General features: G+C 61.5%; 20 protein-coding genes. 7 read left to right on the forward strand and 13 right to left on the reverse strand.

Going from position 1 to position 21,701, the window contains the following annotated elements; all coding sequences use genetic code 11:
* Positions 1 to 41: 41 nt before the first annotated feature.
* From VOI22_RS20635 to VOI22_RS20650, 4 genes are all read right to left on the reverse strand, one after another.
* Positions 42 to 1,355 carry a TRAP transporter large permease gene (locus tag VOI22_RS20635; RefSeq protein WP_323798336.1) on the reverse strand — a complete coding sequence of 438 codons (1,314 nt, stop codon included), beginning with the start codon at positions 1,353 to 1,355 and terminating at the stop codon, positions 42 to 44.
* On the reverse strand, positions 1,352 to 1,936 hold the full coding sequence (locus tag VOI22_RS20640; RefSeq protein WP_323798338.1) for a TRAP transporter small permease: 585 nt from the start codon (positions 1,934 to 1,936) through the stop codon (positions 1,352 to 1,354). Before VOI22_RS20640 ends, VOI22_RS20635 begins: the two co-directional genes overlap by 4 nt.
* A gap of 71 nt (positions 1,937 to 2,007) precedes the next feature.
* Positions 2,008 to 3,048: a TRAP transporter substrate-binding protein gene (locus VOI22_RS20645; RefSeq protein WP_323798339.1), complete on the reverse strand. Its 1,041-nt coding sequence runs from the start codon at positions 3,046 to 3,048 to the stop codon at positions 2,008 to 2,010.
* A gap of 156 nt (positions 3,049 to 3,204) precedes the next feature.
* Positions 3,205 to 4,944 carry an FAD-dependent oxidoreductase gene (locus VOI22_RS20650; RefSeq protein ID WP_323798340.1) on the reverse strand — a complete coding sequence of 580 codons (1,740 nt, stop codon included), beginning with the start codon at positions 4,942 to 4,944 and terminating at the stop codon, positions 3,205 to 3,207.
* 185 nt (positions 4,945 to 5,129) lie between these two features.
* Here VOI22_RS20650 and VOI22_RS20655 point away from each other — a divergent pair, with 185 nt between their 5' ends.
* Genes VOI22_RS20655 through VOI22_RS20675 form a run of 5 tightly spaced genes read left to right on the forward strand, consistent with a single transcriptional unit; the run spans position 5,130 to position 8,827 of the window.
* Positions 5,130 to 5,978 (forward strand): IclR family transcriptional regulator, encoded by an 849-nt coding sequence (locus tag VOI22_RS20655; RefSeq protein WP_323798341.1) that lies wholly within the window; start codon positions 5,130 to 5,132, stop codon positions 5,976 to 5,978.
* Positions 5,975 to 6,781: a sugar phosphate isomerase/epimerase family protein gene (locus VOI22_RS20660; protein ID WP_323798342.1), complete on the forward strand. Its 807-nt coding sequence runs from the start codon at positions 5,975 to 5,977 to the stop codon at positions 6,779 to 6,781. The genes VOI22_RS20655 and VOI22_RS20660 overlap by 4 nt, the downstream gene beginning before the upstream one ends.
* A gap of 47 nt (positions 6,782 to 6,828) precedes the next feature.
* Entirely contained in the window at positions 6,829 to 7,539 is a 711-nt protein-coding gene (locus VOI22_RS20665; protein WP_323798343.1) for a hypothetical protein, read from the forward strand.
* Positions 7,536 to 8,435: an NAD(P)-dependent oxidoreductase gene (locus VOI22_RS20670; protein ID WP_323798344.1), complete on the forward strand. Its 900-nt coding sequence runs from the start codon at positions 7,536 to 7,538 to the stop codon at positions 8,433 to 8,435. Before VOI22_RS20665 ends, VOI22_RS20670 begins: the two co-directional genes overlap by 4 nt.
* Positions 8,436 to 8,440: 5 nt before the next feature.
* Positions 8,441 to 8,827, forward strand: a complete 387-nt coding sequence (locus VOI22_RS20675) for a nuclear transport factor 2 family protein (protein WP_323798423.1) — start codon at positions 8,441 to 8,443, stop codon at positions 8,825 to 8,827.
* Here VOI22_RS20675 and VOI22_RS20680 read toward each other — a convergent pair.
* The 9 genes from VOI22_RS20680 to VOI22_RS20720 all read right to left on the reverse strand — a co-directional run bounded on the left by VOI22_RS20680 (position 8,824) and on the right by VOI22_RS20720 (position 17,726).
* The gene (locus VOI22_RS20680; protein WP_323798345.1) at positions 8,824 to 9,438 is read right to left on the reverse strand and encodes a flavin reductase family protein; all 615 of its coding nucleotides are present in this window, start codon (positions 9,436 to 9,438) and stop codon (positions 8,824 to 8,826) included. The genes VOI22_RS20675 and VOI22_RS20680 overlap by 4 nt on opposite strands.
* Complete coding sequence (gene puuE / locus VOI22_RS20685) at positions 9,439 to 10,365, reverse strand: allantoinase PuuE (protein ID WP_323798346.1); 927 nt, start codon at positions 10,363 to 10,365, stop codon at positions 9,439 to 9,441.
* A 222-nt stretch (positions 10,366 to 10,587) separates the two neighbouring features.
* On the reverse strand, positions 10,588 to 12,135 hold the full coding sequence (locus VOI22_RS20690; protein ID WP_323798347.1) for an alanine/glycine:cation symporter family protein: 1,548 nt from the start codon (positions 12,133 to 12,135) through the stop codon (positions 10,588 to 10,590).
* Positions 12,136 to 12,145: 10 nt separating this feature from the next.
* Positions 12,146 to 12,577: a universal stress protein gene (locus VOI22_RS20695; RefSeq protein ID WP_323798348.1), complete on the reverse strand. Its 432-nt coding sequence runs from the start codon at positions 12,575 to 12,577 to the stop codon at positions 12,146 to 12,148.
* A 234-nt stretch (positions 12,578 to 12,811) separates the two neighbouring features.
* The gene (fumC, locus tag VOI22_RS20700; protein WP_323798349.1) at positions 12,812 to 14,215 is read right to left on the reverse strand and encodes a class II fumarate hydratase; all 1,404 of its coding nucleotides are present in this window, start codon (positions 14,213 to 14,215) and stop codon (positions 12,812 to 12,814) included.
* 224 nt (positions 14,216 to 14,439) lie between these two features.
* Positions 14,440 to 15,150 carry an SDR family NAD(P)-dependent oxidoreductase gene (locus tag VOI22_RS20705; protein ID WP_323798350.1) on the reverse strand — a complete coding sequence of 237 codons (711 nt, stop codon included), beginning with the start codon at positions 15,148 to 15,150 and terminating at the stop codon, positions 14,440 to 14,442.
* Positions 15,151 to 15,157: 7 nt separating this feature from the next.
* The gene (locus VOI22_RS20710) at positions 15,158 to 15,550 is read right to left on the reverse strand and encodes a DUF393 domain-containing protein (RefSeq protein ID WP_323798351.1); all 393 of its coding nucleotides are present in this window, start codon (positions 15,548 to 15,550) and stop codon (positions 15,158 to 15,160) included.
* A gap of 108 nt (positions 15,551 to 15,658) precedes the next feature.
* Positions 15,659 to 16,924, reverse strand: coding sequence for an MFS transporter (locus VOI22_RS20715; protein WP_323798352.1), 1,266 nt, complete (start codon positions 16,922 to 16,924; stop codon positions 15,659 to 15,661).
* A 112-nt stretch (positions 16,925 to 17,036) separates the two neighbouring features.
* The gene (locus VOI22_RS20720; RefSeq protein ID WP_323798353.1) at positions 17,037 to 17,726 is read right to left on the reverse strand and encodes a hypothetical protein; all 690 of its coding nucleotides are present in this window, start codon (positions 17,724 to 17,726) and stop codon (positions 17,037 to 17,039) included.
* A 329-nt stretch (positions 17,727 to 18,055) separates the two neighbouring features.
* Between VOI22_RS20720 and VOI22_RS20725 the strand changes: the two genes are divergently transcribed.
* Complete coding sequence (locus VOI22_RS20725) at positions 18,056 to 19,150, forward strand: CoA transferase (protein ID WP_323798354.1); 1,095 nt, start codon at positions 18,056 to 18,058, stop codon at positions 19,148 to 19,150.
* A 255-nt stretch (positions 19,151 to 19,405) separates the two neighbouring features.
* Positions 19,406 to 21,697, forward strand: a complete 2,292-nt coding sequence (locus tag VOI22_RS20730) for an arginine/lysine/ornithine decarboxylase (protein ID WP_323798355.1) — start codon at positions 19,406 to 19,408, stop codon at positions 21,695 to 21,697.
* The last annotated feature ends 4 nt before the right edge of the window (positions 21,698 to 21,701 follow it).

The raw sequence follows: 21,701 nt of genomic DNA on the forward strand, positions 1-21,701 counted from the left end.
GAATCCATGTCGAATGAGTGTGCGCATCGCTTTCGCTCCGCTCAGTAAAGAAGGAACAGCGTGATCGACGGGAACAGCACCAGAAGCACCACGCGGACAATGTCAGAGGTGACGAACCAGAGCACCGCCTTATAGGTCTCGCTGATCGGCGTTTCCCGATCCATCACGTTGATAATGAAGAGATTCATCCCCACCGGTGGGGTGATCAGCCCGACCTCGACCACGATCAGCACCAGAATGCCGAACCAGATCGCCATATGTTCCGGGCTCATGCCGAAATCGAGCTGGCTGACCACGGGAAAGAAGATCGGGATGGTCAGCAGGATCATCGACAGGCTGTCCATCAGGCAGCCGAAAACGAGGTAGAACAGCAGGATCAGCGTCAGCACGGTCCAGGCACTGAAGCCCTGACCCACAACCCAGGCCGAGAGTTCCTGCGGCACCTGGCTGAGGGCCAGAAATCCGTTGTAGAGCGCGGCGCCGAGGATAATGAAGAAGATCATCGCGGTGTTCTGGGCCGTGGCGACGACGCTTTCCTTCAGGAAGCTCCAGGTCAGAGCCCTGCGCGCCAGCGCGATGGCACCCGTGCCCGCAGCACCGACAGCCGCGCCCTCCGTCGGCGTGAACCAGCCAAGATAGATACCGCCGACGACCAGCCCGAAGACCAGCAGCACCGGCCAGACACTCACCAACGCGCTGAAGCGTTCCGCATAGGGAACTGGCTCTCGCGTGCCCGCCGCGTCCGGGTGGCGCCGGACATAGAGAGAGATCGTGATCATGTAACCGGCCGCAGCCAGAAGGCCGGGAATGAAGGCGGCCGCGAACAGCTTGGCGATATTCTGCTCCGTCAGGATGGCGTAGATAACCAGAATCACCGATGGCGGGATCAGGATGCCGAGGGTGCCGCCGGCGGCCAGCGTCGCGGTCGAGAAACCGCCGGAATAGCCGTACCGCCTCAGCTCCGGCAGGGCGACCTTGCTCATGGTTGCCGCCGTCGCCAGTGAAGAGCCGCAGATCGCGCCGAACCCGGCGCATGCCCCGACCGCCGCCATGGCAACCCCGCCCCGGCGATGACCGAGCCAGCTTTCCGCCGCCTTGAATAGAGCCGTGGACATGCCGGATGCGGTCGCGAACTGCCCCATCAGAAGGAACATCGGGATGATGGTCAGCGAGTAGCTGGAAAAGGTCGAATAGGTTTCCGACTTCAGCTTGGCCATGAACATGGCGCTGCCGCCGGTCGAGAAATACAGCCCCCCAATGCCGCACAGGAACATGGCGAGGCCAATCGGCGCGCGCAGTAAAATCAGGATGAGCAGGACCGGAAAGGACCAGAAACCGAGTTCAAGAGGGCTCACGAGTGCATGCCCCTTTCAATCAATAGATCGTCCCGCCCGGTCAGCAACCCGGCGACCCTGGTCCCGGCCGCATAGAGTGCGATCAATCCGGCGATGATCGCCGCCACGAAACTCGCGCCATAGGCCCACCAGACAGGGAACTGCAAGAGGAAGGTGGTCTCGCCGTAGCTATATTTGCTCTGGAGCCCTTCGAAGAGGCGCCAAGCGATCAGCAATACGATCAGCGTCAGAACCACTTCCCAAAACGCCACCAGAAACCGGTTCACCTTAGCCGGAAGCTGATCGGTGAAGATGTCCACCGTCGCATGTCCGGCCTTGAGCTGGCAGATCGGCAGGAAGGCGAAAACCGCGAAGGCGATCCCAGCCTCGACGACCTCGAAGTCGCCGGTCACAGCACCAACACCGCTCGTCAGAAGGGCGTCCGCAAGCCCCGGCGCCAGATCGCCCAACAGCGCGCTATGGCCGAACGTATTGAGCCCGCGGCCCAGCACACTGACGCAGGTAAGGGCGATCAATGCCAGCAAAACCGCACCGCCGAGCAAGGCCATGAAACGGGCCAGCCGCGTCACGAGGACAGCCATGGTTTGAACTCCGGGAACGAAAACAAGAACGGGTTGCCCCGGACCGTCTCAGACGGTCCGGGGCAATGCGGCTATTGCGCCGTGTGTTCCTTGATCAGGGCGGCGGCCTTGGCCTTGAGACCGGTGCCGTCTAGACCCTTGCCGTCCATCTCCTTGACCCAGCTATCCGTCACAGACTGGGCGGCCTTGCGCCACTCCTCCGTTTGCGCCGGTGTCAGGGTGATAATGTTGTTCCCCTTGTCGACCGCCGACTGCCGGGCGGGACCGTCGTCCCGCTGCATCTGGGCTCCCGCGAAGGCGGAAAACTCAAGCCCGGAATTATCGTCGATCACAGCTTTCAGGTCGTCCGGGAGAGCACTGTAACGGTCCTTGTTCATCGCGAAGATGAAGGTGGTGGTATAAAGCGAGGCATCACCGAAGCCGGTGTGATTCTGCACCAGCTCTGGCACCCGCAGCGCACCGGTCACCTCCCAGGGAATAACCGTCGCGTCGATCACGCCCTTGGAAAGCGCTTCCGGTACAGCCGGAACCGGCATGCCGACCGGGGTCGCGCCGAGTGCGGCGAACAACATGTTGGTCACCCGCGTCGGTGCCCGCAGCTTGACCCCGTTCAGGTCCGCGATGGAGCTGATCGGCGCCTTGGAATGGATCAGACCCGGCCCGTGAACCCAGAGCCCCAGCACCTTGAAGGCGCGGAAGTCGCTGTCCATCATGGTTTCCTCGGCCAGCTTCCAGTAAGCGCGCGAGGTGGCTTCTGCATTGGTCATGGTGAACGGCAGCTCGAACACCTCGGCCTTAGGGAAACGGCCCGGCGTGTAGCCGGAAACGGTCCAGATAATATCGGCGACGCCGTCAATGGCCTGATCGATCAACTCCGGCGGCTTGCCGCCGAGCTGCATGGCCGGAAAGCGCTGGATCTCGATCCGGCCACCGGAATCCGCCTCGACCTTGTCGGCCCACTTATAGAGAATGTTTTTCGGGACATTGGCCTGCGCCGGCAGGAACTGATGCATGCGCAGGGTTACTTCCGCCGCGGCGGAGACGCCCACGCTGATGGCGAGCACGGCAATTGCCGCAGCCGCCCGTGTCAGGCTTACGCGAATAAAGGTCATGGTTTCCTCCCCAAATGACCGATGTCGGCGGAGGCTTTTCGCCTCTCTTCCGATTAGTTATGTAACATAACTATTTTGATTTGTAATCACATCCTTGGACGGCACATTGAGAAAACACGGGCACGGATTTGCACACCCTATCCACTTTCCTGGGATTTATAAATTCCCCGAAAGAGCGCGGCTCGCGGCATGCCGCCCGGCGATATAGGCAAAAGCGATTGCCGGTCCGAGATTGATGCCCGGGGCTGGGTAGACGCCTCCCATCACCGACTGCATGTCATTGCCGCAGGCATAAAGCCCGTCGATGGGCTGCCCGTCGGCATCCATCAGCCGAGCGTCGGTATCCGTCAGCAATCCGGTAGCCGCGCCAATGTCCCCGGGCCAGAGCCGGATGGCGTAGTAGGGAGGCGTACGGACCGGGCCGAGCGTCGGGTTCGGCTCATGGGACGGGTCGCCATTGGCCCGCTCATAGACGGTTGTTCCCCGACTGAAATCGAGGTCGATGCCGGTTTCAGCAAAGCTGTTCATGCGTGCGGCAGTGTCCGCCAGGCCGTCCGGATCGATGCCGAGTTTGCCGGCAAGGTCAGCCAGCGTTTCTGCCTGCACCAGATATCCATCTTCCAGGAAGGGCCGAAGTCCGCGCCCACCCGGCCGCACCATGCCGAGCCCGTATTTTCGCAGCCCGTCGGCGTCGGTGATCTCGAAGGCCGGAATGGTGGAGCCGTCCCTGTTCGCGGCATACATCGCCGCAACGAACTCGTGATATGAGCGGCTTTCGTTGACGAAGCGCCGCCCGTCCCTGCCGACCGAGAAAATACCGGGCTTCGATCGGTCGAGCACAAAATGCGGGAACACCGCCATGCTGCCATCCTTGCGCTGGCGGCGCGACACCGGCGCCCAGAAGACCGGCTGCTCCGCACCCTCTCCATAGCGGGCGCCGAGCCTGAGCGCGATATCATGCAGCGCGCCGGTATTGCCAGGGGCCGCCGGGCTGAATTCCGGCTGCGGTTCGGGCAGCATCTCCCGGCGCCGCTCCGGATGGCGGGCGAAGCCGCCAGATGCGAGGATCACCCCTCCCCGCGCCCGCAGACTGATATCTCCGCCTTCGGTACGAGCCAGAACGCTTGCGCCGTCAGGGCCGGTCGAAACATCGAGGGTTTCGGCTTCCGTCATCAGCGTGACGCCGAGATCCCGCAGGGTTTTCAGCAACCGGCCGGTCAGGGCGTTTCCCATAACCAGCCGCGCTCCGCGCCCATGGCGCAGACGGTCCACGGCATAGCCCCCGATCAAACGAACACCATGGGCCAGGGATTTCAGCGATGTCGTCATCTTCAGCAGATGGCCGATATCGTCCCTGTCGACCATCATCCCGCCGAAGATCGTGAATTCCGGAATCGGCGGTCGTAGAAGCCCAAGAGCCCGACCAAGGGTTCCGCCATCAAACGGCAGCGCCTCGAGCGCCCGTCCACCCGCAGCAGAGCCGTCCAGCTCAAAAAGGTAATCAGGATGGAAAGGGCGGGCGCGGAATTGCACCGCCGTGTTTTCTTCAAGCCGCCGGATCGCTTCCGGCCCGGCTCGCAGAAATGTTTCCCGCATTGCCTTCGGCGCCCGGTTACCGACCGCAGCATCGAGAAACGCGGCCGCCCGCTCCGGGCTGTCCTCCGCACCAACCTCAAGGGCATGCCTCGTATTGGGAATCCAGACCGTCCCGGCGGACAGCGCCGAGGTGCCGCCGACGAACTCGGAACGCTCAACCAGAAGCGTTCTTGCCCCGTCGAGCGCGGCGAAAACCGCAGCGGCCATCCCGGCCGCCCCACCACCAAGCACAATCACATCCCAGTCGTCGGGTGCCTGTTCAGATTTCGCGGATATGGAGGCAATTTTGGGATCGGACATTGAGCGCACTCTTGCTGCCGGATGGTGTCGGACAAGCCGATCATAGAGGCTTCCAATCCGAAACATGATTCGAAATTAGAATCTCTTTCCATTTTTTGATTTCACCGATGTACCCTGCGGGATGACAAAAACGGCGGGACCGCCTGCCCGGATACCGGAGTCGCGGCAATGAACGGAATTGAGCAGTGAGCAGCGCCCTCGAACGCGGTCTCCGCATCCTCGAGCTGATGGTCGAGCATCCTGCAGGCCTGCCAGTAAGCCGGATCGCCGCCGCACTCGACATGCCGGTTTCCGGTGTGCATCGGCAGCTGAAAGAGCTGGCACGGCTCGGCTATGTCCGGCAGGCGCGTGAGCAGGGCGATTATCTGCTCAGCGTGAAGCTCTCTGCCCTCGGCCTCGGCTTTCTCGGCCGGTCCGGGGTGACGGACATAGCCCAGCCCATTCTCGACAGACTGGCGGCGGCAAGTACCGAACTGATCCGGCTCTCCGTCATCGACGGGGACAGGCTGGTCTGGGTTGCCGTCGCGCAAGGCGCAACGGGCGGTCTGCGCTACGACCCCGGCCGCGAGCAGGGCGTCTCAGTGCATCTCGCCAGCACCGCAGGTGGCCAGGCCTGGCTTGCCAGCATGAGCGATGAAGAGGCCCTGGCGCTTGTCAGCCGGCAGGGCCTGAGACCAACCGAATTCGAGCCGGGTCCCGGCACCCCGACAAGCCTGACGGCATTGCTCGCCGCCCTGAACGAAGCCCGCGCGAACGGTTACGCCCTCACAGTCAACAGCTACATGATCGGCATGGCGGCGATGGCGGTGCCGGTCCGGTTCGGAACCGCCGGCCCCGCCGTCGGTTGCCTGTCAATCGCTGGGCCATCGGTCCGGCTCGACAAGGCACGTGTCACCAGCCTGGCGCCAGTGCTGGCCGAGGCTGCCGCCGAGCTTTCGGCTGCGGCCGATGCCTCGCAATTCTTCAGCCGGCTGGGCCGGGATTATTCCGAGGCACCAGAGCACCCTCAGACAAAAACAGCGAGATCGCAATGACACGCGCCTATTCCCTCGGCTACCTGACCGGCAATGGCGTCGACCCTGTATCCGCCGTCGGCATCGCCGCCGAGCATGGCTACGATATGGTGAGCTTCCGCCTGCTACCGGCCGGCCCCGGCGACAGCCTCTCCCGGCTGCTTACGGACGACGCCCTGCTGCGCGAGGTGAAGGCAGCGCTGCGCGATACCGGGATCACCATGGCCGACGCGGAGATGATCCGCCTGAATGCAGACACCGCGCTCGATACCTTCACGCCGTTTCTCGACCGGATTACCGAACTCGGCGCCCGTCATGTCCTGGTCGCGGTCGATGATCCTGATCCCGTCCGAAGTCAGGAGTGCTATACGGCCCTCTGCGTCCGGCTCGGCACCTATAACCTGACGGCGGATCTCGAATTCATGCCCTGGACCGGGGTGAAGGATCTGGCGCATGCAAGACGCATGGTCGAGGCCGCCGCTCATCCAGCCGCCGCCGTGCTGTTCGACAGCCTGCATTTCGACCGCAGCAGCTCGACCCTGGAAGAGTTCGCCGCCCTGCCGCCAGGCCTGATGAACTATGTGCAGATCTGCGACGGACCGGTGCCTTATGACCCGTCAGACGCGGAACTGATCCGGGTCGCCCGGACAGCGCGGCTGATCCCCGGAGAAGGCGGCATCGACCTCACATCCATCGCCGCCCTGATCCCGAAGGACATGACGGTCAGCGTCGAGGTTCCAAACCACGCTCTTGCCGAAACCATCGGTGCCTCAGAGGTCGCCCGGCGGGCGCTGCAGGCAACGAAGGAACTACTCGGCGACTGAAGGCCACAGCGAACAAAGAAAACAACAAACCAAAGGAGTGAAACAACATGGCTTTGACCGGCAACGCTTTTCTGGCGCTTTGGCACGATATCGACCCGCCATCCCAGACCGAATACATGGAGTGGCATACCCGCGAGCATATGCCCGAGCGGCTGTCGATTCCCGGTTTCACCATCGGCAAGCGGCTGATCAATCACAGCGTCCCGCGCTACCGCTACGGCACGGTTTATGGCGGCGAGACTATCGAAGTCTTCCGTTCGCCCGCCTATCTCGAACGGCTGAACAACCCGACTGACTGGTCCAACAAGGTGCAGCCCACCTTCCGCAACTTCTTGCGTGTAGCCTGCGATCGGATCGCTTCGGCCGGCGTCGGTGAAGGCGGCGCCATGGCCACCATCCGGCTCGATTTCTCGGACGGGGCCGGACCGGACACGGTGCGGTCAAACGCACAGTCTCTCGCCGACACCCTGCTTGAGGTCACCGGTGCCTGCGGCGTCCATATCGGCCTCGCCCGGACGGAAGTCTCCGGCGTGAAGACCAAGGAAACCGAGCTTCGGCCCGGCATGGCGGAAAAGGAATTCGACGTGGTCGTCCTGATCGAGGGCAGCGGAGCGCCCGAGCTTGAAGCCTCAATACCCGAGATGCTGGCCGTCATCGCGGCGAGCGACATCGGAGCAACCAACCCGCAGACCATCGTCTACAACCTCGCCTATCAGCTCACCTCTGCGGATATGGCCGGCGCGGGAGCGGCACAATGAAGGTCCTGATCACCGGCGGCGGCGGCTTTCTCGGCGCCTGGCTCATCAAGCGGCTGAATGCGCGCGGCATCGAGGTCCGGGTGTTCGACCGAAAGGAAGACCGCTCCATCCTCAGGGAAATCATCGGCAACGCCGCGGGCGATGTCGACTGGGTGACCGGTGACATCGGCGACACGGACCGGGTCCGGGACGCGGCGCGGGGCTGTGACTTCGCAGTTCACCTCGCCGCCCTGCTGACCCCGGATTGCGCCGCTAATCCGGTGCTCGGCGCGCAGGTGAACCTGATCGGCACACTCAACGTCTTCGAGGCAGCGAAAGCGGAAGGCATGCGCGGCATCGCCTATGCCAGCAGCGCCTCCGCACTGGCGCCGGATGACGCAGCGGATCTAAGCCCGGTCACCCATTACGGTGCCTACAAGCTTGCTTGCGAAGGCTGTGCCCGGGCCTACTGGATCGAGTCCGGCATTTCCAGCATCGGTTTCCGCCCGGCCATCGTCTACGGCCCGGCCCGGGAAACAGGCATCTCCGCCGGTCCTTCGGTGGCCTGCCGCGAGGCAGTGGCGGGACGGCCCTACACGATCGGCTATTCCGGCGCGGCGGATCTGATCTTCGTGGACGATGTGGCGGCGCTCTGCGAAGCGGCGGCCCTGAAGCCTTTCGAGGGCGCCCATGTCATCACTCTGTCCGGCGAGATGGTGGATGTCAGCGCCATCGCCGAGGCCATCCAGGATCAGGTGCCGGGCGCCCGGATCAACTGGGACGGCCCTCTCCTGCCGATCCCGGCGCACATGGAGCGGACCCCGACCGAGGATCTGCTGGGGCCATTGCCACGCACACCCCTGAAGGACGGCATCGCGCAGACCATCGCGCACTACCGTCCCGGCCGGAACGCGTGAGCACCATGACGCGCGACGCGCTGATTGCCCTGGTTCAGAGCTACTTTTCCGGCGTGGACGGAGAGGACCTGGACCAGGTGCTTGCGACCCTGACGGAGGACTGCCGCTTTTCCGTCGAAACCCACGGTGTCGCGCTCAACGGTCATGCCGAAATCGGCGGGATGATGACGCAGCTATGGAGCCGTCACAAAGCCGTTCTTCATGACAACTTCCAATTTGTCTGTGACCCGGAGAACGGTGCGATCGCGGCACGTTTCCGGGTCGTCAACACGCTGCATGACGGCACACAGGTCCATAAATCGAACTGCAACTTCTTCACTCTAAAGAACGGAAAGTTCGATACGGTCGCCGTCTACATGGCCGGCGAGAACACCCTGGAGCGCAAGCCCTAGCGGCCGTCCGGGCGCTTCATCTCGAAGGTATCCCGGCTGGTCGCATAGAGGTTCGCGCCCAGCCGTCCGATGGTGTCCAGTCCGATATGGTCGATATGGAGCTTCTCCTCGTCGAGCACCAGCGCGTCACGGACGGAGATGCTCCGCACCTCACCGACAACGATCTCGCGCCGGTTGCCCAACTCAAGCGTCGTGTGCCGTGTGCATTCCAGAGCGACTGGCGCCTCGGCAACGCGAGGCGGCCTGATGGTCTCCGACGGCTCCACCGTGAAGCCCGCGAGCGGAATTTCGGACTCGCCATGCGGCAAGGGTGTCGAGCAGGCGTTCATCTTCTCCGCCATGGCCCGGTCGACGATATTCACCACGAACTCGCGGCTATCCCGGATGTTCCGCGAGGTGTCCTTCGGGGAGCCGTCAGGCCGCGCTTCCAGTCCGAGAACGACCATGCAGGGATCGAAGGCGATGGCATTGAAGAAAGAGAACGGCGCGGCGTTCACGATCCCGGCCTCGTCAATCGTCGTCACCAGGGCGATAGGCCGCGGGGTCACCACATTGCGCAGCAGCTTGTAGGCATCCGTCGCCGACAGATCGGCCAGATTGAAGGTCTTCATTTACGGGTTCCGTTTCTTGGCAGGAGAATGGTGGGCAATCCAGTGTCGCGCGATATCGACCCGGCGCGTGACCCAGACATCACTGTGCGACAGCACATGGTCCAGAAACCGGGCCAGCGCCCGCGCCCGTCCCGGGCGGCCGACCAGGCGCGTATGCAGGCCGACTGACAACATCTTCGGGGCGTCCGCCCCTTCTTCGTACAACTGGTCGAAACTGTCTTTCAGATGATTGAAGAAGTCATGGCCGGACCCGTAGGACGCCGGCGCACCAAACTTCACGTCATTGGTGTCGAGCGTGTAGGGGACGACCAGATGATCCCTGCCCGCGACGGTCTCCCAGTACGGCAGGTCATCGGAATAGGAATCCGAATCATAGAGAAAACCGCCCTCCTCCACCAGGAGGCGCCTTGTATTGTCACTCGGAGCGTAGCGGCAATACCAGCCGTAGGGCCGGTCCCCCGTCAGGCGGCGGATACTCTCGATCGCCTTTTCGATATGCTCGCGCTCGGTCGCCTCGTCCAGCTCATAGTGGTTGATCCAGCGCCAGCCATGACCGGCAATGTCGTACCCGGCCTCGGCGAAGGCCTCCGTCAAGGCCGGCGCCCTTTCCAGTGCCAGGGCACAGCCGAACACCGTCATCGGAATGCCGCGCTCCCGGAACAGGCGCAGGACGCGCCAGGCTCCAGCCCGCGGGCCGTAATCGTAGAGGCTCTCCAACCCGAGATCGCGCTTTCCAGCCGGATGCCGCCCCCCGACGACCTCGGACAGGCCGCCTTCGTTGCGCGCATCGCCATGCAGGACATTCGTCTCCGACCCCTCCTCGATATTGAGGACGAAATTGACCGCAATCCGCGCCTTGCCCGGCCATTTCGGATCAGGAGTCTTGCCCGCGTAGCCGTTCAGGTCGCGGGGATACTGGTCGGACATTTTTTACCTCGTTCGCATTACAGCGGGGAGAAGGAGACAGGACACATTCGCGAGCGGGCCATTGCCCGTTGGAGATGATCACGATGAATTGAGTATCGCAACGCCGCAAGGGCAACCCGGTCGCCCTCGGCAAAGGACGCTGTTGGCCCCGGCAGAAAAAGAGGAGGCACCCTTTCGAGTGCCTCCTCCAATCTCAAGCAGATCAGACGTTGTGAACGCCGTCTATTTCTTGAACTTCTTGATCTCGCCCGACTTCAGACGCTCGACATAGGACGTCATCTCGTTCTTCACGACGCCCATCAGGAAGTAGAGGCCGATGATGTTGACCACCGCCATGGCGAAGATCGCCGCGTCGGAGAAGTCGATCACCGGGCCGAGATTCGCGGCCGCACCGATCACCACGAAAACGCAGAAGATCAGCTTGAACACGAGCTCCGCCGTCTTCCCTTCGCCGAACAGATAGGTCCAGCTTTTCAACCCGTAATAGGACCAGGAAATCATGGTCGAGAACGCGAACAGGATGACCGCGATTGCCAGAACATACGGGAACCAGCTCACCGCAGAGCCGAAGGCGGCGGACGTCAGGGCAACGCCCGTATTTCCGTCCACCGTCGCGATGTGGTTGCCGTTGAGCATGTAGTTCCCCGTTGCCGGGTCAGAGATCAGCTGGCCGGAGATCGTGATCACCAGGGCCGTCATCGTGCAGATCACCACCGTATCGATGAACGGCTCCAGCAGAGAGACGAAGCCTTCCGTGATCGGCTCTTTCGTGCGCACCGCGGAGTGCGCGATAGCGGCCGAGCCGACGCCGGCCTCGTTCGAGAAAGCGGCGCGCTTGAAGCCCTGGATCAGGGCCCCGACAAAGCCGCCGGCAATCCCGAGACCGGTAAAGGCACCTTCGAAGATCTGGCCAAATGCCCAACCGATATTCTCGTAATTCACCACGAGGATGATGACCGCTGCAGTGACGTAGAGAATGCCCATGAACGGCACGATTTTCTCGGTCACACGGGCGATCGACTTCACGCCGCCGACGATGACGGCGAAGACAACTGCCGCGAAAACCAGCCCTGTGATCCAGCCCGGATAGTCACCGAGAATGCCGGAGATCTGGGCGTGTGCCTGATTGGCCTGGAACATGTTCCCGCCGCCCAAGGCACCGAGGATACAGAAGATAGCGAACAGAACCGCCAGGATCTTGCCGCCGGGAAGCCCCTTCTCGGCAAAGCCCTTGGAGATGTAATACATCGGGCCGCCGGAGACGGTGCCGTCAGCATACTCGTTCCGGTATTTCACGCCGAGCGTACATTCGGTGAACTTGGAAGCCATGCCCATCAGGCCGGCCAGGATCATCCAGAAGGTCGCTCCCGGACCGCCGATCCCGACGGCAACGGCAACACCGGCGATATTCCCGAGACCGACGGTTCCGGAAAGTGCGGTCGCGAGTGCCTGGAAGTGGCTGACCTCACCGGCATCGTTCGGATCCGCATAATCGCCCTTCACCAGTTCGATCGAGTGCTTGAAAAAACGGAACTGCACGAAGCCGAAATAGAGGGTGAAAATCGTCGCGGCGATTACCAGCCACATCACGATCCAGGGAAAGCTGGTCCCCGGGATTGGAGCAAAGATGAGGCTGACAAACGGGCCCGTGATTGTTGCAAAGATGGCATTCACCTTTGCATCCAGGCTTTCCGCTTCCTGCGCGAGAGCCGGGGGGCTGATCACCCCCATGAGCAATGCGAACATTGCCCCCAGATTGAATTTTTTCATTATCGCCCCCCTAAGCAACGACCGTGACAGGTACGTCGGCATGCATGACCAGATTCGCGGTAGCGCTGCCGAAGATCCGGCTCGCGATTCCCCCTTCCGAGGCCCGTCCCACGATGATCTGATCCGCTTTCTCCTCCCCCGCGACAGCGTTCAATGTATCGGCGACGTTGCCATGCCGGACCATGCCGCGCGCGTTCATGCCCGCCTTTTTCAGGGCATCAACCGCCGGAACGACAACCCGTTCCGTCGCCAGGGCGATCTCTTCCTCGCGCCGTTTATGGCGCTCGGCATTTTCTTCAGGTGTCTGAAAGGAGAAAGGCGACCATTCGATCACATAAACAACGAGAAGCTCGCAGTTTCCCATGACCGAGGCCAGGTTCTGCGCGAACTTCAGTGCGCGCTCGCCGGAACCGTGGCCATCCAGCCCGATAATCAACTTCATACTGATACCCCCTACTCATATTCCGACGAGATAATCTCCCATCGGTTGTTGCGATCAGCTTAGGTCAAGCCATGAAAGGGGTCTATCGCCAATGCGACGCCCTTATTTCGGCGAAAAAAGAAGCAAAAATAGAGAAAATCGGAGCTTTCGGGCCCGTTCAACGCAGCCGAAGAACGGCAGCGCTGAACGGATAAAAGACACGCCAAGCGTGCTGCCGAGCGGGATCAGCCCCGTTTAGGAATTACCTAGCTCGTTCCCGACCATGTTCTCCGGACGCACCCAGGCATCGTATTCTTCAGCCGTCACCAGACCGAGCCCGATTGCCGCCTCCTTGAGGCTTGTCCCCTCATTGAAGGCCTTCTTCGCAATCTGGGCCGCCTTGTCGTAGCCGATATGCGGATTGAGGGCCGTCACCAGCATCAGCGACTGTTCCATCAGCTGCTGGATACGCTCCTCGTTGGCCTCGATCCCGGCGACGCAATTGGTGGAGAAGCTGCGTGTTCCGTCAGCCAGCAACGCGACCGACTGCAGCAGATTGAAGATCATTACCGGCTTGAAGACATTGAGTTCGAAATGCCCGGTGGCCCCGGCCATGGTGATGGTGACGTGATTACCCATGATCTGGGCGCAGACCTGCGTCAGGGACTCGGACTGGGTCGGATTGACCTTGCCTGGCATGATCGACGAGCCGGGCTCGTTCGCGGGAAGTTGCAGCTCGCCAAGCCCGCTACGGGGGCCGCTACCCAGCATGCGAATATCGTTCGCGATCTTCATGCAGCTCGCGGCCAGGACATTGAGAACACCCGACATCTCGACGATGGCATCATGCGCCGCAAGCGCCTCGAACTTGTTCACCGCGCTGGTAAACGGCAGGCCGGTCAGCTCCCTCACGCGCTCCACGAAACTCTCGGCAAAGCCCGGCGCCGCGTTAAGCCCCGTGCCAACCGCCGTGCCGCCCTGGGCCAGCTCCATCAGTCTCGGCAGAGCCCCGCGCACACGCTCGATCCCAAGCTCGATCTGCCGGGCATAGCCGGAGAACTCCTGCCCCAGCGTTACCGGCGTCGCGTCTTGCAGATGAGTGCGGCCGATCTTGACGATGCCGGAGAATTCCTCCGCCTTGGCTCGCAATGCTGTGTGAAATTCTTCCAACGCCGGCAGCAGCGCCCTGTCGATCTCGAGCACACCAGCAAGCGACATGGCGGTCGGGAAACTGTCGTTGGAGCTTTGCCCCATATTGACGTGATCGTTCGGGTGCACAGGCTGCTTGCTGCCGACAACGCCACCCATCAGCTCGATGGCCCGGTTCGAAATCACCTCGTTGAGGTTCATGTTCGTCTGGGTGCCTGAACCGGTCTGCCAGACCACCAGCGGGAAATGATCGTCGAGCCTGCCCGCGATCACCTCGTCGGCGGCCGCCACCATGGCCTTGCCGCGTTCCGCGTCCAGCTTGCCAAGGTCCATATTGGCAAGCGCCGCGGCCTTCTTCTGGATCGCGAATGCGCGGATCAGAGCCGACGGCATTCGCTCCCCGCCGATCTTGAAGTTTTGCAGGGACCTTTGCGTCTGGGCTCCCCAGTAACGGTCCGCCGGAACGGACATCTCGCCCATTGTGTCGGTTTCAATACGTGTATCGGTCATGAAAGACTCTCCGAATGCACCCTGTGGGTTCGGTAAATTTTCCGACCAGCCTTACTCCCTGAACCGTGGCGCCGCGTCAATTTCTCGCGTCCGGCAGCCCCAGTCCCGTCCACCTTAAGCGGCGGATCATCTCCCCCTGAAATGCCCGCAATGACGCTGAAGCGCAAGTGCGCGCGATCAAGGCGTGCGTCACAGCGGGTTATCGACACATACCAGTCCCGATCTCACCAGGGAACGGAAGCGCCTCGCCAATCGAAGAAACCGCCGGTGTCTTCCTTTTTCAGACGATCAAGAACAGTCAGCAAATTGGCAGCCGCGGCAGCCGGGCTGTGCAAATCCAATCCCTGTTTTGTAAAAGGTACGGACAGTTGGGTGTCCACCGTTCCCGGATGCAATGCGACACAGACGGCCTCTGGAGCGCGGCGAGCCAGCTCCACGGATGCCGTCCGAACAGTCTGGTTGAGCGCCGCTTTCGAGGCGCGATAACCATACCAGCCGCCGAGGCGGTTATCGCCAATGGACCCGACCCGCGCGGATAATGTTGCAAAGACCGTTTTTCCTGTGCGTGGGAGTCTCGGCAGGAAGTGCTTCATGAGCAGCGCCGGCCCGATCGCATTTATGGCAAAAGCGGTCGCAAGCTTCTGCGCATCGAGTTCACGCCAGGTTTTCTCCGGGCCCTCACCGTCCTGATGAAGAAACCCGGTCGCGTCGACAACCAGTCGAATCTCACCTTCCGCTGCAGCCGCCTTTGCCGCACGTTCCAGGCTGGCCTCATCGGTAAGATCAATGGCAAGAGGGCTGCTGCGGCTGAAACCGAGAACTGTCTTGAAACGATCCGTGTCGTTCAGGATTGAGACCAGCGCCGATCCGATGCCGCCGGATGCTCCAATCACCACGGCCACGCCGCCAGGAGAGAAGGATTCAAACGCGCACATTGCAGGTCTAGTCTTTCCGGATCAGGTGTCGGGCGCGCTGAAATGTCTGTGCGAGCCACGGACGTATCGGCAGGAACAGACGGTAGCCAAATTCAAGCAGCGGCGTCAGACCCGGTAGCGATGCAATCCTGGCCACCCATCTCCATCCAGGCAATTGCCGCCAGACCTCTACGAAGGCGGCGGCGCCTGAGCGTATCTGTCCGTCTTTCCCAATGATGTGGAAACGCCTCATTGCCGTTTCCCTGTCGAGGTCCGGCGGCATTACCGCATTGGAAACGGACACATCCACGAGGCATAACGCTCCCTCCACATCATGCTGCCGGTACATATGAATTTCCGACTGGCAGAGAGGGCAGGAGCCGTCAAAAAAGATAATTGTCTGGCTTTCCTTGTCCGTCATTTTCCGCCTCGCTCGATGAATTCTCGCTGACCTCACATTGCGTTTTACGCTGCAGTGCTGGCGGCAGATCTATTTGCAGCCTGCCGGCCACCAACTGGTTTACTTGCTTCAGGCCGCCTCGGCAGCTCGCGCCGGCCCTCTCCTGTCGAGCTGCAGCCAAAGAAAGACAGCAACCGAGAGATTAAGCAGGTTCCAGGCGACGCCATTCAGGAAGGCGGCATCGTAGGACAGGGTGAGGTCATAGATCTTGCCAGACATCCAGCCACCGAGTGCCATGCCGAGCAGCGTTGCTGACAGGACGAGCCCCACCCGTGTCCCCGCCTCTGCCGCCGGAAAGACCCGCCGCACGATGAGCGCATAGGTCGGCACGATGCCGCCCTGCGCCAAACCGAACAGGGCGGAGACGGCGTAAAGGGAAATCAGACCGGTAAAGGGCAGGAACAGCAGCAGCGACAGACCCTGCATGACCGAAGACAGGATCAGCGTCGGCAAGGCACCGATCCGGTCGGCGATCCAGCCGAAGAGAAGCCGGCTGACAATGCCGGTCGCGAGCATCAGGGAGAGCATTTCCGCGCCCCGTGCCGTGCCGTAACCGAGATCCGCACAATAAGCGACGATATGCACTTGAGGCATCGCCATGGCGACACAACAGCTGATACCGGCAACCAGCAGCAACCCTTGCACGGCGGAGCGGGGCAAGGCGCTTTCATAGCTCTCCTGCAGGCCACCGGCCTTCGTGCCGGACACTGTGCCAGGCTGTGGCACAGGTGCCGTGGGGCTGCGTTCACGCAAAGCCGCCGACAGCGGCAGCAACGTGCAGAGACAGATTCCCGCAATGATCATATGCGTGTCGCGCCAGCCGTAAGCATCGACGAAATACTGGACCATCGGCGGCCAGACCGTGCCGGCGAGATAGCTCCCGCTGGCCCCGATGGCGACAGCAATCCCGCGACGGCGCTGGAACCAGTGCGTCACATCGGAGATCACCGGCCCGAAGCTGGCCGAGCTGCCGAGCATGCCGATCAGCACCCCCTGAAGCATCGCGAACTGCCAGAGAGTTTCCGCCTGGGCCGAGAGCGCATAACCGAGCGCGAGGGCGACCGCCCCGAAACGCAGGGGCACCACGATGCCATAGCGGTCCGCCAGCCGTCCCATCAGGATGCCGCCGACGGCGAAGCCGATCATGGTGATCGTATAGGGCAGCGACGCATCGGCCCGCGCCAAGTTAAAGTCCGCCTCGACCGCCGGCAGGATGACTACGACGGACCACAGGCCAACACCACCGACCATGCTGATCAGCAGAGACATCGAGAGACGGAACCAGGCGTAGGGACTGTCGACTTCCCGCACCGCAAGTATGGAGGCGACGTTCATTACAATGACTGGCCTAAACTGAAAGAGGCTTTGGAACAGGTTAGCGTGAGCCAGGAAGCATGATAGCCGAGGATCGGTGTGCCACTCCGCCTCACGGCTACCAGTTCACACACTAGATTTCGTCAGCATAGGCGGTCGACTCATAATTTTTAGTGCGCTCAAGAGCATCCAGCCAATAGCCGGAACTGATGATCTCAAGCTTTACGGCGTCTTCGCCAACCGGCTCCGCGCGCACGGTCCAGACAACCTCGGCTGCATTGGGAAACGACTTTCCAGACAACTGATCACCATACAACCGGTGCAATATGGCGTGGTCATCCATACCGTCCGCCAGCAGCCGCACCAGAAATGACTCGTTGTTGACGTTCTTCAAAAGGTGCTTCGCGCCAGCGCCGGTCGCCGTGACCTGAAGCTCCAGGCGAACCGCATCGGGTTTCGGGAAAGATTTGGGAAGAGCCGCATACAGCAGGCTTCCTGCATTGAAGAACCGTTCGTGCAGGTTGGAATTCGAGTATTCCTCCCAGAGTTTCTCGTCTTGCATCTCACCGGCAGCATTACGCATCTGACCGTCGCGAAGGACGTCTGCCATGTCGTGCTTCAGCACCTGGTACGCCGCCTCTTCAGGCTCCAGATCCTGCAGCGACAAGATGCACATCTCACGCTTCTCGTCGTCGCTCAGCCCAGACTGGTCACCGTATTCCATGGCCTCGAGCAGCGCCTCGAAGTCACGTGTTGTCCGTGCCCCGCCTATTTCCAGAATGTTGGAGAAGTGAAGCACCTGAACCTTGTATGTATCGACCATTCGCGATCAGCTTTCATTCGCGCAACCACGCGGGTTGGCACGCAACGATTCCGCCCCGGTCGACGGAACCGATATGAAGATTTCCGGATACGGTATTTTGGAAGAGATTATTCAGAGGACGGCTGTTTTGGCGACTAAAATCGCATTATGGAGAGGAGGAATCTGGAATAGAAATCGTCGATATCACACCCCATTCCCTCCTTGCATAATAGACATACAAAAATCCGAACTATTCACCGCACCCACTGCACCATAAACAGAAAGAAACGACCGGGTTCATCAATCCGGCGAACAGCTGCGAAACGCAAAGAGCTGCAGGGAACCGCCGCATGAGAGCTTTCAAGGGCATAAGAGTGATCGATTTCAGCCGCGTGCTTTCGGGCCCGGTCGCGACGCAGATGCTGGGCCTGCTTGATGCCGACGTCATCAAGATCGAACCGCCGGGCGACGGAGATCAGTTGCGGGGTGTTCTGACGGATCCCGAAATGGCGGCGAAGCGGATGTCGCCCGCTTTCCTCACCGTCAACCTCAACAAGCGCAGCATCGCGCTCGACCTCAAGTCCGATGCCGGCCGTGCCGCCGCGGCCAAATTGGTCGAGAATGCGGATGTGGTGGTCGAGAATTTCGTTCCCGGCGTCGCGGCCAAGCTCGGAATCGATTACGAGAGCGTGCGCGCGGCCAACCCGAACGTGATCTATTGCTCCATCAGCGGCTACGGCCAGAGTGGCCCCAAAAGCGCAGAGCGAGCCTACGATGTCGCCGTGCAGGCCGATTCCGGCATGATGACCCTGACCGGCCACAAGGAAACTGGGCCGACCCGCGTCGGTTTCATGCTGATCGATATGACCACCGGCATCTCGGCCGCTTACGCGATCGCCTCCGCGCTGTACCGGCGCGCGGTCACCGGCCAGGGCCAGTATCTCGACGTCGCAATGTACGACACTGCACTTCAGATGATGTCCTGTCAGGCGGCGGATTACATGATGCGCGGCAATCACCCGGGCCTGCTCGGCAATAGCTCCCCGACAGCGCAACCCACAGCGGGCGCCTTCGAGACAAGCGACGGCATCGTCCTTCTCGCGACCCTGACATCGGCGCAGCAGGAAGCCTGTTTCCGCGCTGTCGGGCTTGAGGAAAGCCTGCAGGACCCGCGCTATGCAACGGAGACCGCACGTCAGGAAAACTTCGGAACCGGACAGGCGCTGATCCAGGCCGCCATGAAATCAAGGACCACCGAAGAGTGGCTCCCGATCCTGAAACAGCATGGCGTTGCGGTGCAGTCGGTGCGGGACCTGGACACTGCACTCTCGGACCCGCAACTCGCGCACCGGGGCATTCTGGTCAACGCATCCGGCGGCGGTCTCGACGAGAGAAGACCAACCTGGTCGGAGCGCCGTTCCTGGCCAATGAGGACGGCCCGATGACCCAGGCCAGCGCGCCGGTCAGAGTCGGCCAGGACAGCCGCGAGATTCTTGAGGAGCTGAACTGCACCCCGGACGAAATCGACGCCATCCTTGCCGGGATGGAGTGACCAGGAAAGCGTCTTCCCCGGCCAGACGAGCGGACTGCATGCGCATCAGTGTGCCCGGCGCACTCAATCCTCGTTGGCAGGGTGATTGAGCTGGTCTATGGATTATGAATAGGTGCCCCATCACCGATTTCTCCGCTAGGACATGGCCATGAAGTTCCGCTTCCCCATCGTTATCATCGACGAAGATTTTCGCTCCGAGAACTCGTCCGGCCTGGGCATTCGTGCCATCGCGCAAGCCATCGAAGCCGAGGGTTTCGAAGTGCTCGGAGCGACAGGTTACGGGGACCTGTCGCAATTCGCGCAGCAGCAATCGCGCGCCAGCGCCTTCGTTCTGTCGATCGACGACGAGGAATTCACCCCGGGACCCGATCTCGATCCGGCAGTTCTGAACCTGCGCACCTTCATCGAGGAAGTACGCTGGAAGAACGCCGACGTGCCGATCTATATCTACGGCGAGACCAAGACCAGCCGACACATCCCGAACGATATCCTGCGCGAGCTGCACGGCTTCATCCACATGTTCGAGGACACGCCGGAATTCGTGGCGCGCCACATCATTCGCGAAGCCAAGGGCTATCTCGAAGGCATCCAGCCGCCCTTTTTCAAAGCCCTGCTCGACTATGCTGAGGATGGCTCCTACTCGTGGCATTGCCCCGGCCATTCGGGAGGCGTCGCCTTCCTGAAAAGCCCGATCGGCCAGATGTATCATCAGTTCTACGGTGAGAACATGCTGCGCGCCGACGTCTGCAACGCCGTGGAGGAGCTGGGTCAGCTGCTGGACCATAACGGCGCCATTGGTGCGTCAGAGCGCAATGCCGCACGCATTTTCAACGCCGACCATTGCTTCTTCGTGACCAACGGCACCTCGACCTCGAACAAGATGGTCTGGCACCATACCGTGGCGCCGGGCGACGTGGTCGTGGTGGATCGCAACTGTCACAAGTCGATCCTGCATTCGATCATCATGACCGGCGCCATCCCGGTCTTCCTGAAACCGACACGGAACCATTTCGGTATCATCGGCCCAATCCTGCAGGCCGAGTTCGAGATCGAGTCGATCAAGGCAAAGATCCGCGCCAACCCGCTGCTCGAAGGCGTCGATGCTGACACGGTGAAGCCCCGAATCATGACGCTGACGCAGTCCACCTACGATGGCGTGCTCTACAATACGGAGACCATCAAAGGCATGCTCGACGGTTATGTCGAGAACCTGCATTTCGATGAAGCCTGGCTGCCGCATGCCTCCTTCCACCCGTTCTACGGCACCTACCATTCGATGGGCCGCAAGCGGGAACGGACGAAGCACTCAGTGACCTATGCCACGCAGTCCATTCACAAACTGCTGGCCGGGATCAGTCAGGCGAGCCACGTGCTGGTGCAGGATTCGCAGGAAGCCAAGCTGGACCGCCACCTCTTCAACGAAGCCTACCTGATGCATACGAGCACCAGCCCGCAATACAGCATCATCGCCAGCTGCGATGTCGCCGCCGCCATGATGGAGCCGCCGGCGGGCACAGCACTGGTGGAGGAAAGCATCGCCGAGGCGCTCGATTTCCGCCGCGCGATGCGCAAGGTCGACGAGGAATTCGGCGAAGACGACTGGTGGTTCCAGGTCTGGGGACCGGACGAGCTTGCCGATGAAGGTATCGGCAACACCAATGACTGGGTGCTGAAGAAGACCGATGCGGACGGTGTCCAGGCTGCCGATGGCGAGGATTCCTGGCACGGCTTCGGCGACATGGCACCGGGCTTCAACCTGCTCGACCCGATCAAGGCCACGATCGTTACGCCCGGCCTCAATCTGGACGGCCGCTTCGACGACTGGGGCATTCCCGCGTCCATCGTGACCAAATATCTGGCCGAACATGGCGTTGTGGTGGAGAAAACCGGTCTCTACAGCTTCTTTATCATGTTCACCATCGGCATCACCAAAGGCCGCTGGAACACGCTGCTGACCGCGCTGCAGCAGTTCAAGGACGATTACGCAAAGAACCAGCCGATGTGGCGCACCATGCCCGAGTTCTGCGCCTCGCAGAAACGCTACGAGAACATGGGGCTGCGCGATCTCTGTCAGCACGTTCACGCGCTCTATGCCAAGTATGACGTGGCGATCCTGTCCACCGAGATGTATCTGAGCGACCTGACGCCGGCCATGATCCCCAGCGAGGCATTCTCCCACATCGCCCGCCGCACGACGCAGCGCGTGCCGATCGACGCGCTCGAAGGGCGCATCACGACAAGCCTCGTCACGCCTTACCCGCCAGGCATTCCGTTGCTCATTCCGGGCGAGGTGTTCAACGGGAAAATCGTCGAGTATCTGAAGTTCAACCGGGAATTCGCCCGCGAATGCCCAGGCTTCGAAACCGATATCCACGGTCTCGTGCAGGAGGTCGGAGAAGACGGCCAAATGCACTACTTCGCCGATTGCGTGGCCGAATGACCTG

Origin of the sequence: Nisaea sp. (assembly GCF_034670185.1) — a bacterium.
Taxonomy (GTDB): domain Bacteria; phylum Pseudomonadota; class Alphaproteobacteria; order Thalassobaculales; family Thalassobaculaceae; genus Nisaea.

Coding starts and splice junctions, on each gene's coding strand:
- VOI22_RS20640 (WP_323798338.1), bottom strand. CDS start 1,936: ATGGCTGTCCTCGTGACGCGGCTGGCCCGTTTCATGGCCTTGCTCGGC.
- VOI22_RS20645 (WP_323798339.1), bottom strand. CDS start 3,048: ATGACCTTTATTCGCGTAAGCCTGACACGGGCGGCTGCGGCAATTGCC.
- VOI22_RS20650 (WP_323798340.1), bottom strand. CDS start 4,944: ATGTCCGATCCCAAAATTGCCTCCATATCCGCGAAATCTGAACAGGCA.
- VOI22_RS20660 (WP_323798342.1), top strand. CDS start 5,975: ATGACACGCGCCTATTCCCTCGGCTACCTGACCGGCAATGGCGTCGAC.
- VOI22_RS20665 (WP_323798343.1), top strand. CDS start 6,829: ATGGCTTTGACCGGCAACGCTTTTCTGGCGCTTTGGCACGATATCGAC.
- VOI22_RS20670 (WP_323798344.1), top strand. CDS start 7,536: ATGAAGGTCCTGATCACCGGCGGCGGCGGCTTTCTCGGCGCCTGGCTC.
- VOI22_RS20675 (WP_323798423.1), top strand. CDS start 8,441: ATGACGCGCGACGCGCTGATTGCCCTGGTTCAGAGCTACTTTTCCGGC.
- VOI22_RS20680 (WP_323798345.1), bottom strand. CDS start 9,438: ATGAAGACCTTCAATCTGGCCGATCTGTCGGCGACGGATGCCTACAAG.
- puuE (WP_323798346.1), bottom strand. CDS start 10,365: ATGTCCGACCAGTATCCCCGCGACCTGAACGGCTACGCGGGCAAGACT.
- VOI22_RS20690 (WP_323798347.1), bottom strand. CDS start 12,135: ATGAAAAAATTCAATCTGGGGGCAATGTTCGCATTGCTCATGGGGGTG.
- VOI22_RS20695 (WP_323798348.1), bottom strand. CDS start 12,577: ATGAAGTTGATTATCGGGCTGGATGGCCACGGTTCCGGCGAGCGCGCA.
- fumC (WP_323798349.1), bottom strand. CDS start 14,215: ATGACCGATACACGTATTGAAACCGACACAATGGGCGAGATGTCCGTT.
- VOI22_RS20705 (WP_323798350.1), bottom strand. CDS start 15,150: ATGTGCGCGTTTGAATCCTTCTCTCCTGGCGGCGTGGCCGTGGTGATT.
- VOI22_RS20710 (WP_323798351.1), bottom strand. CDS start 15,550: ATGACGGACAAGGAAAGCCAGACAATTATCTTTTTTGACGGCTCCTGC.
- VOI22_RS20715 (WP_323798352.1), bottom strand. CDS start 16,924: ATGAACGTCGCCTCCATACTTGCGGTGCGGGAAGTCGACAGTCCCTAC.
- VOI22_RS20720 (WP_323798353.1), bottom strand. CDS start 17,726: ATGGTCGATACATACAAGGTTCAGGTGCTTCACTTCTCCAACATTCTG.
- VOI22_RS20725 (WP_323798354.1), top strand. CDS start 18,056: ATGAGAGCTTTCAAGGGCATAAGAGTGATCGATTTCAGCCGCGTGCTT.
- VOI22_RS20730 (WP_323798355.1), top strand. CDS start 19,406: ATGAAGTTCCGCTTCCCCATCGTTATCATCGACGAAGATTTTCGCTCC.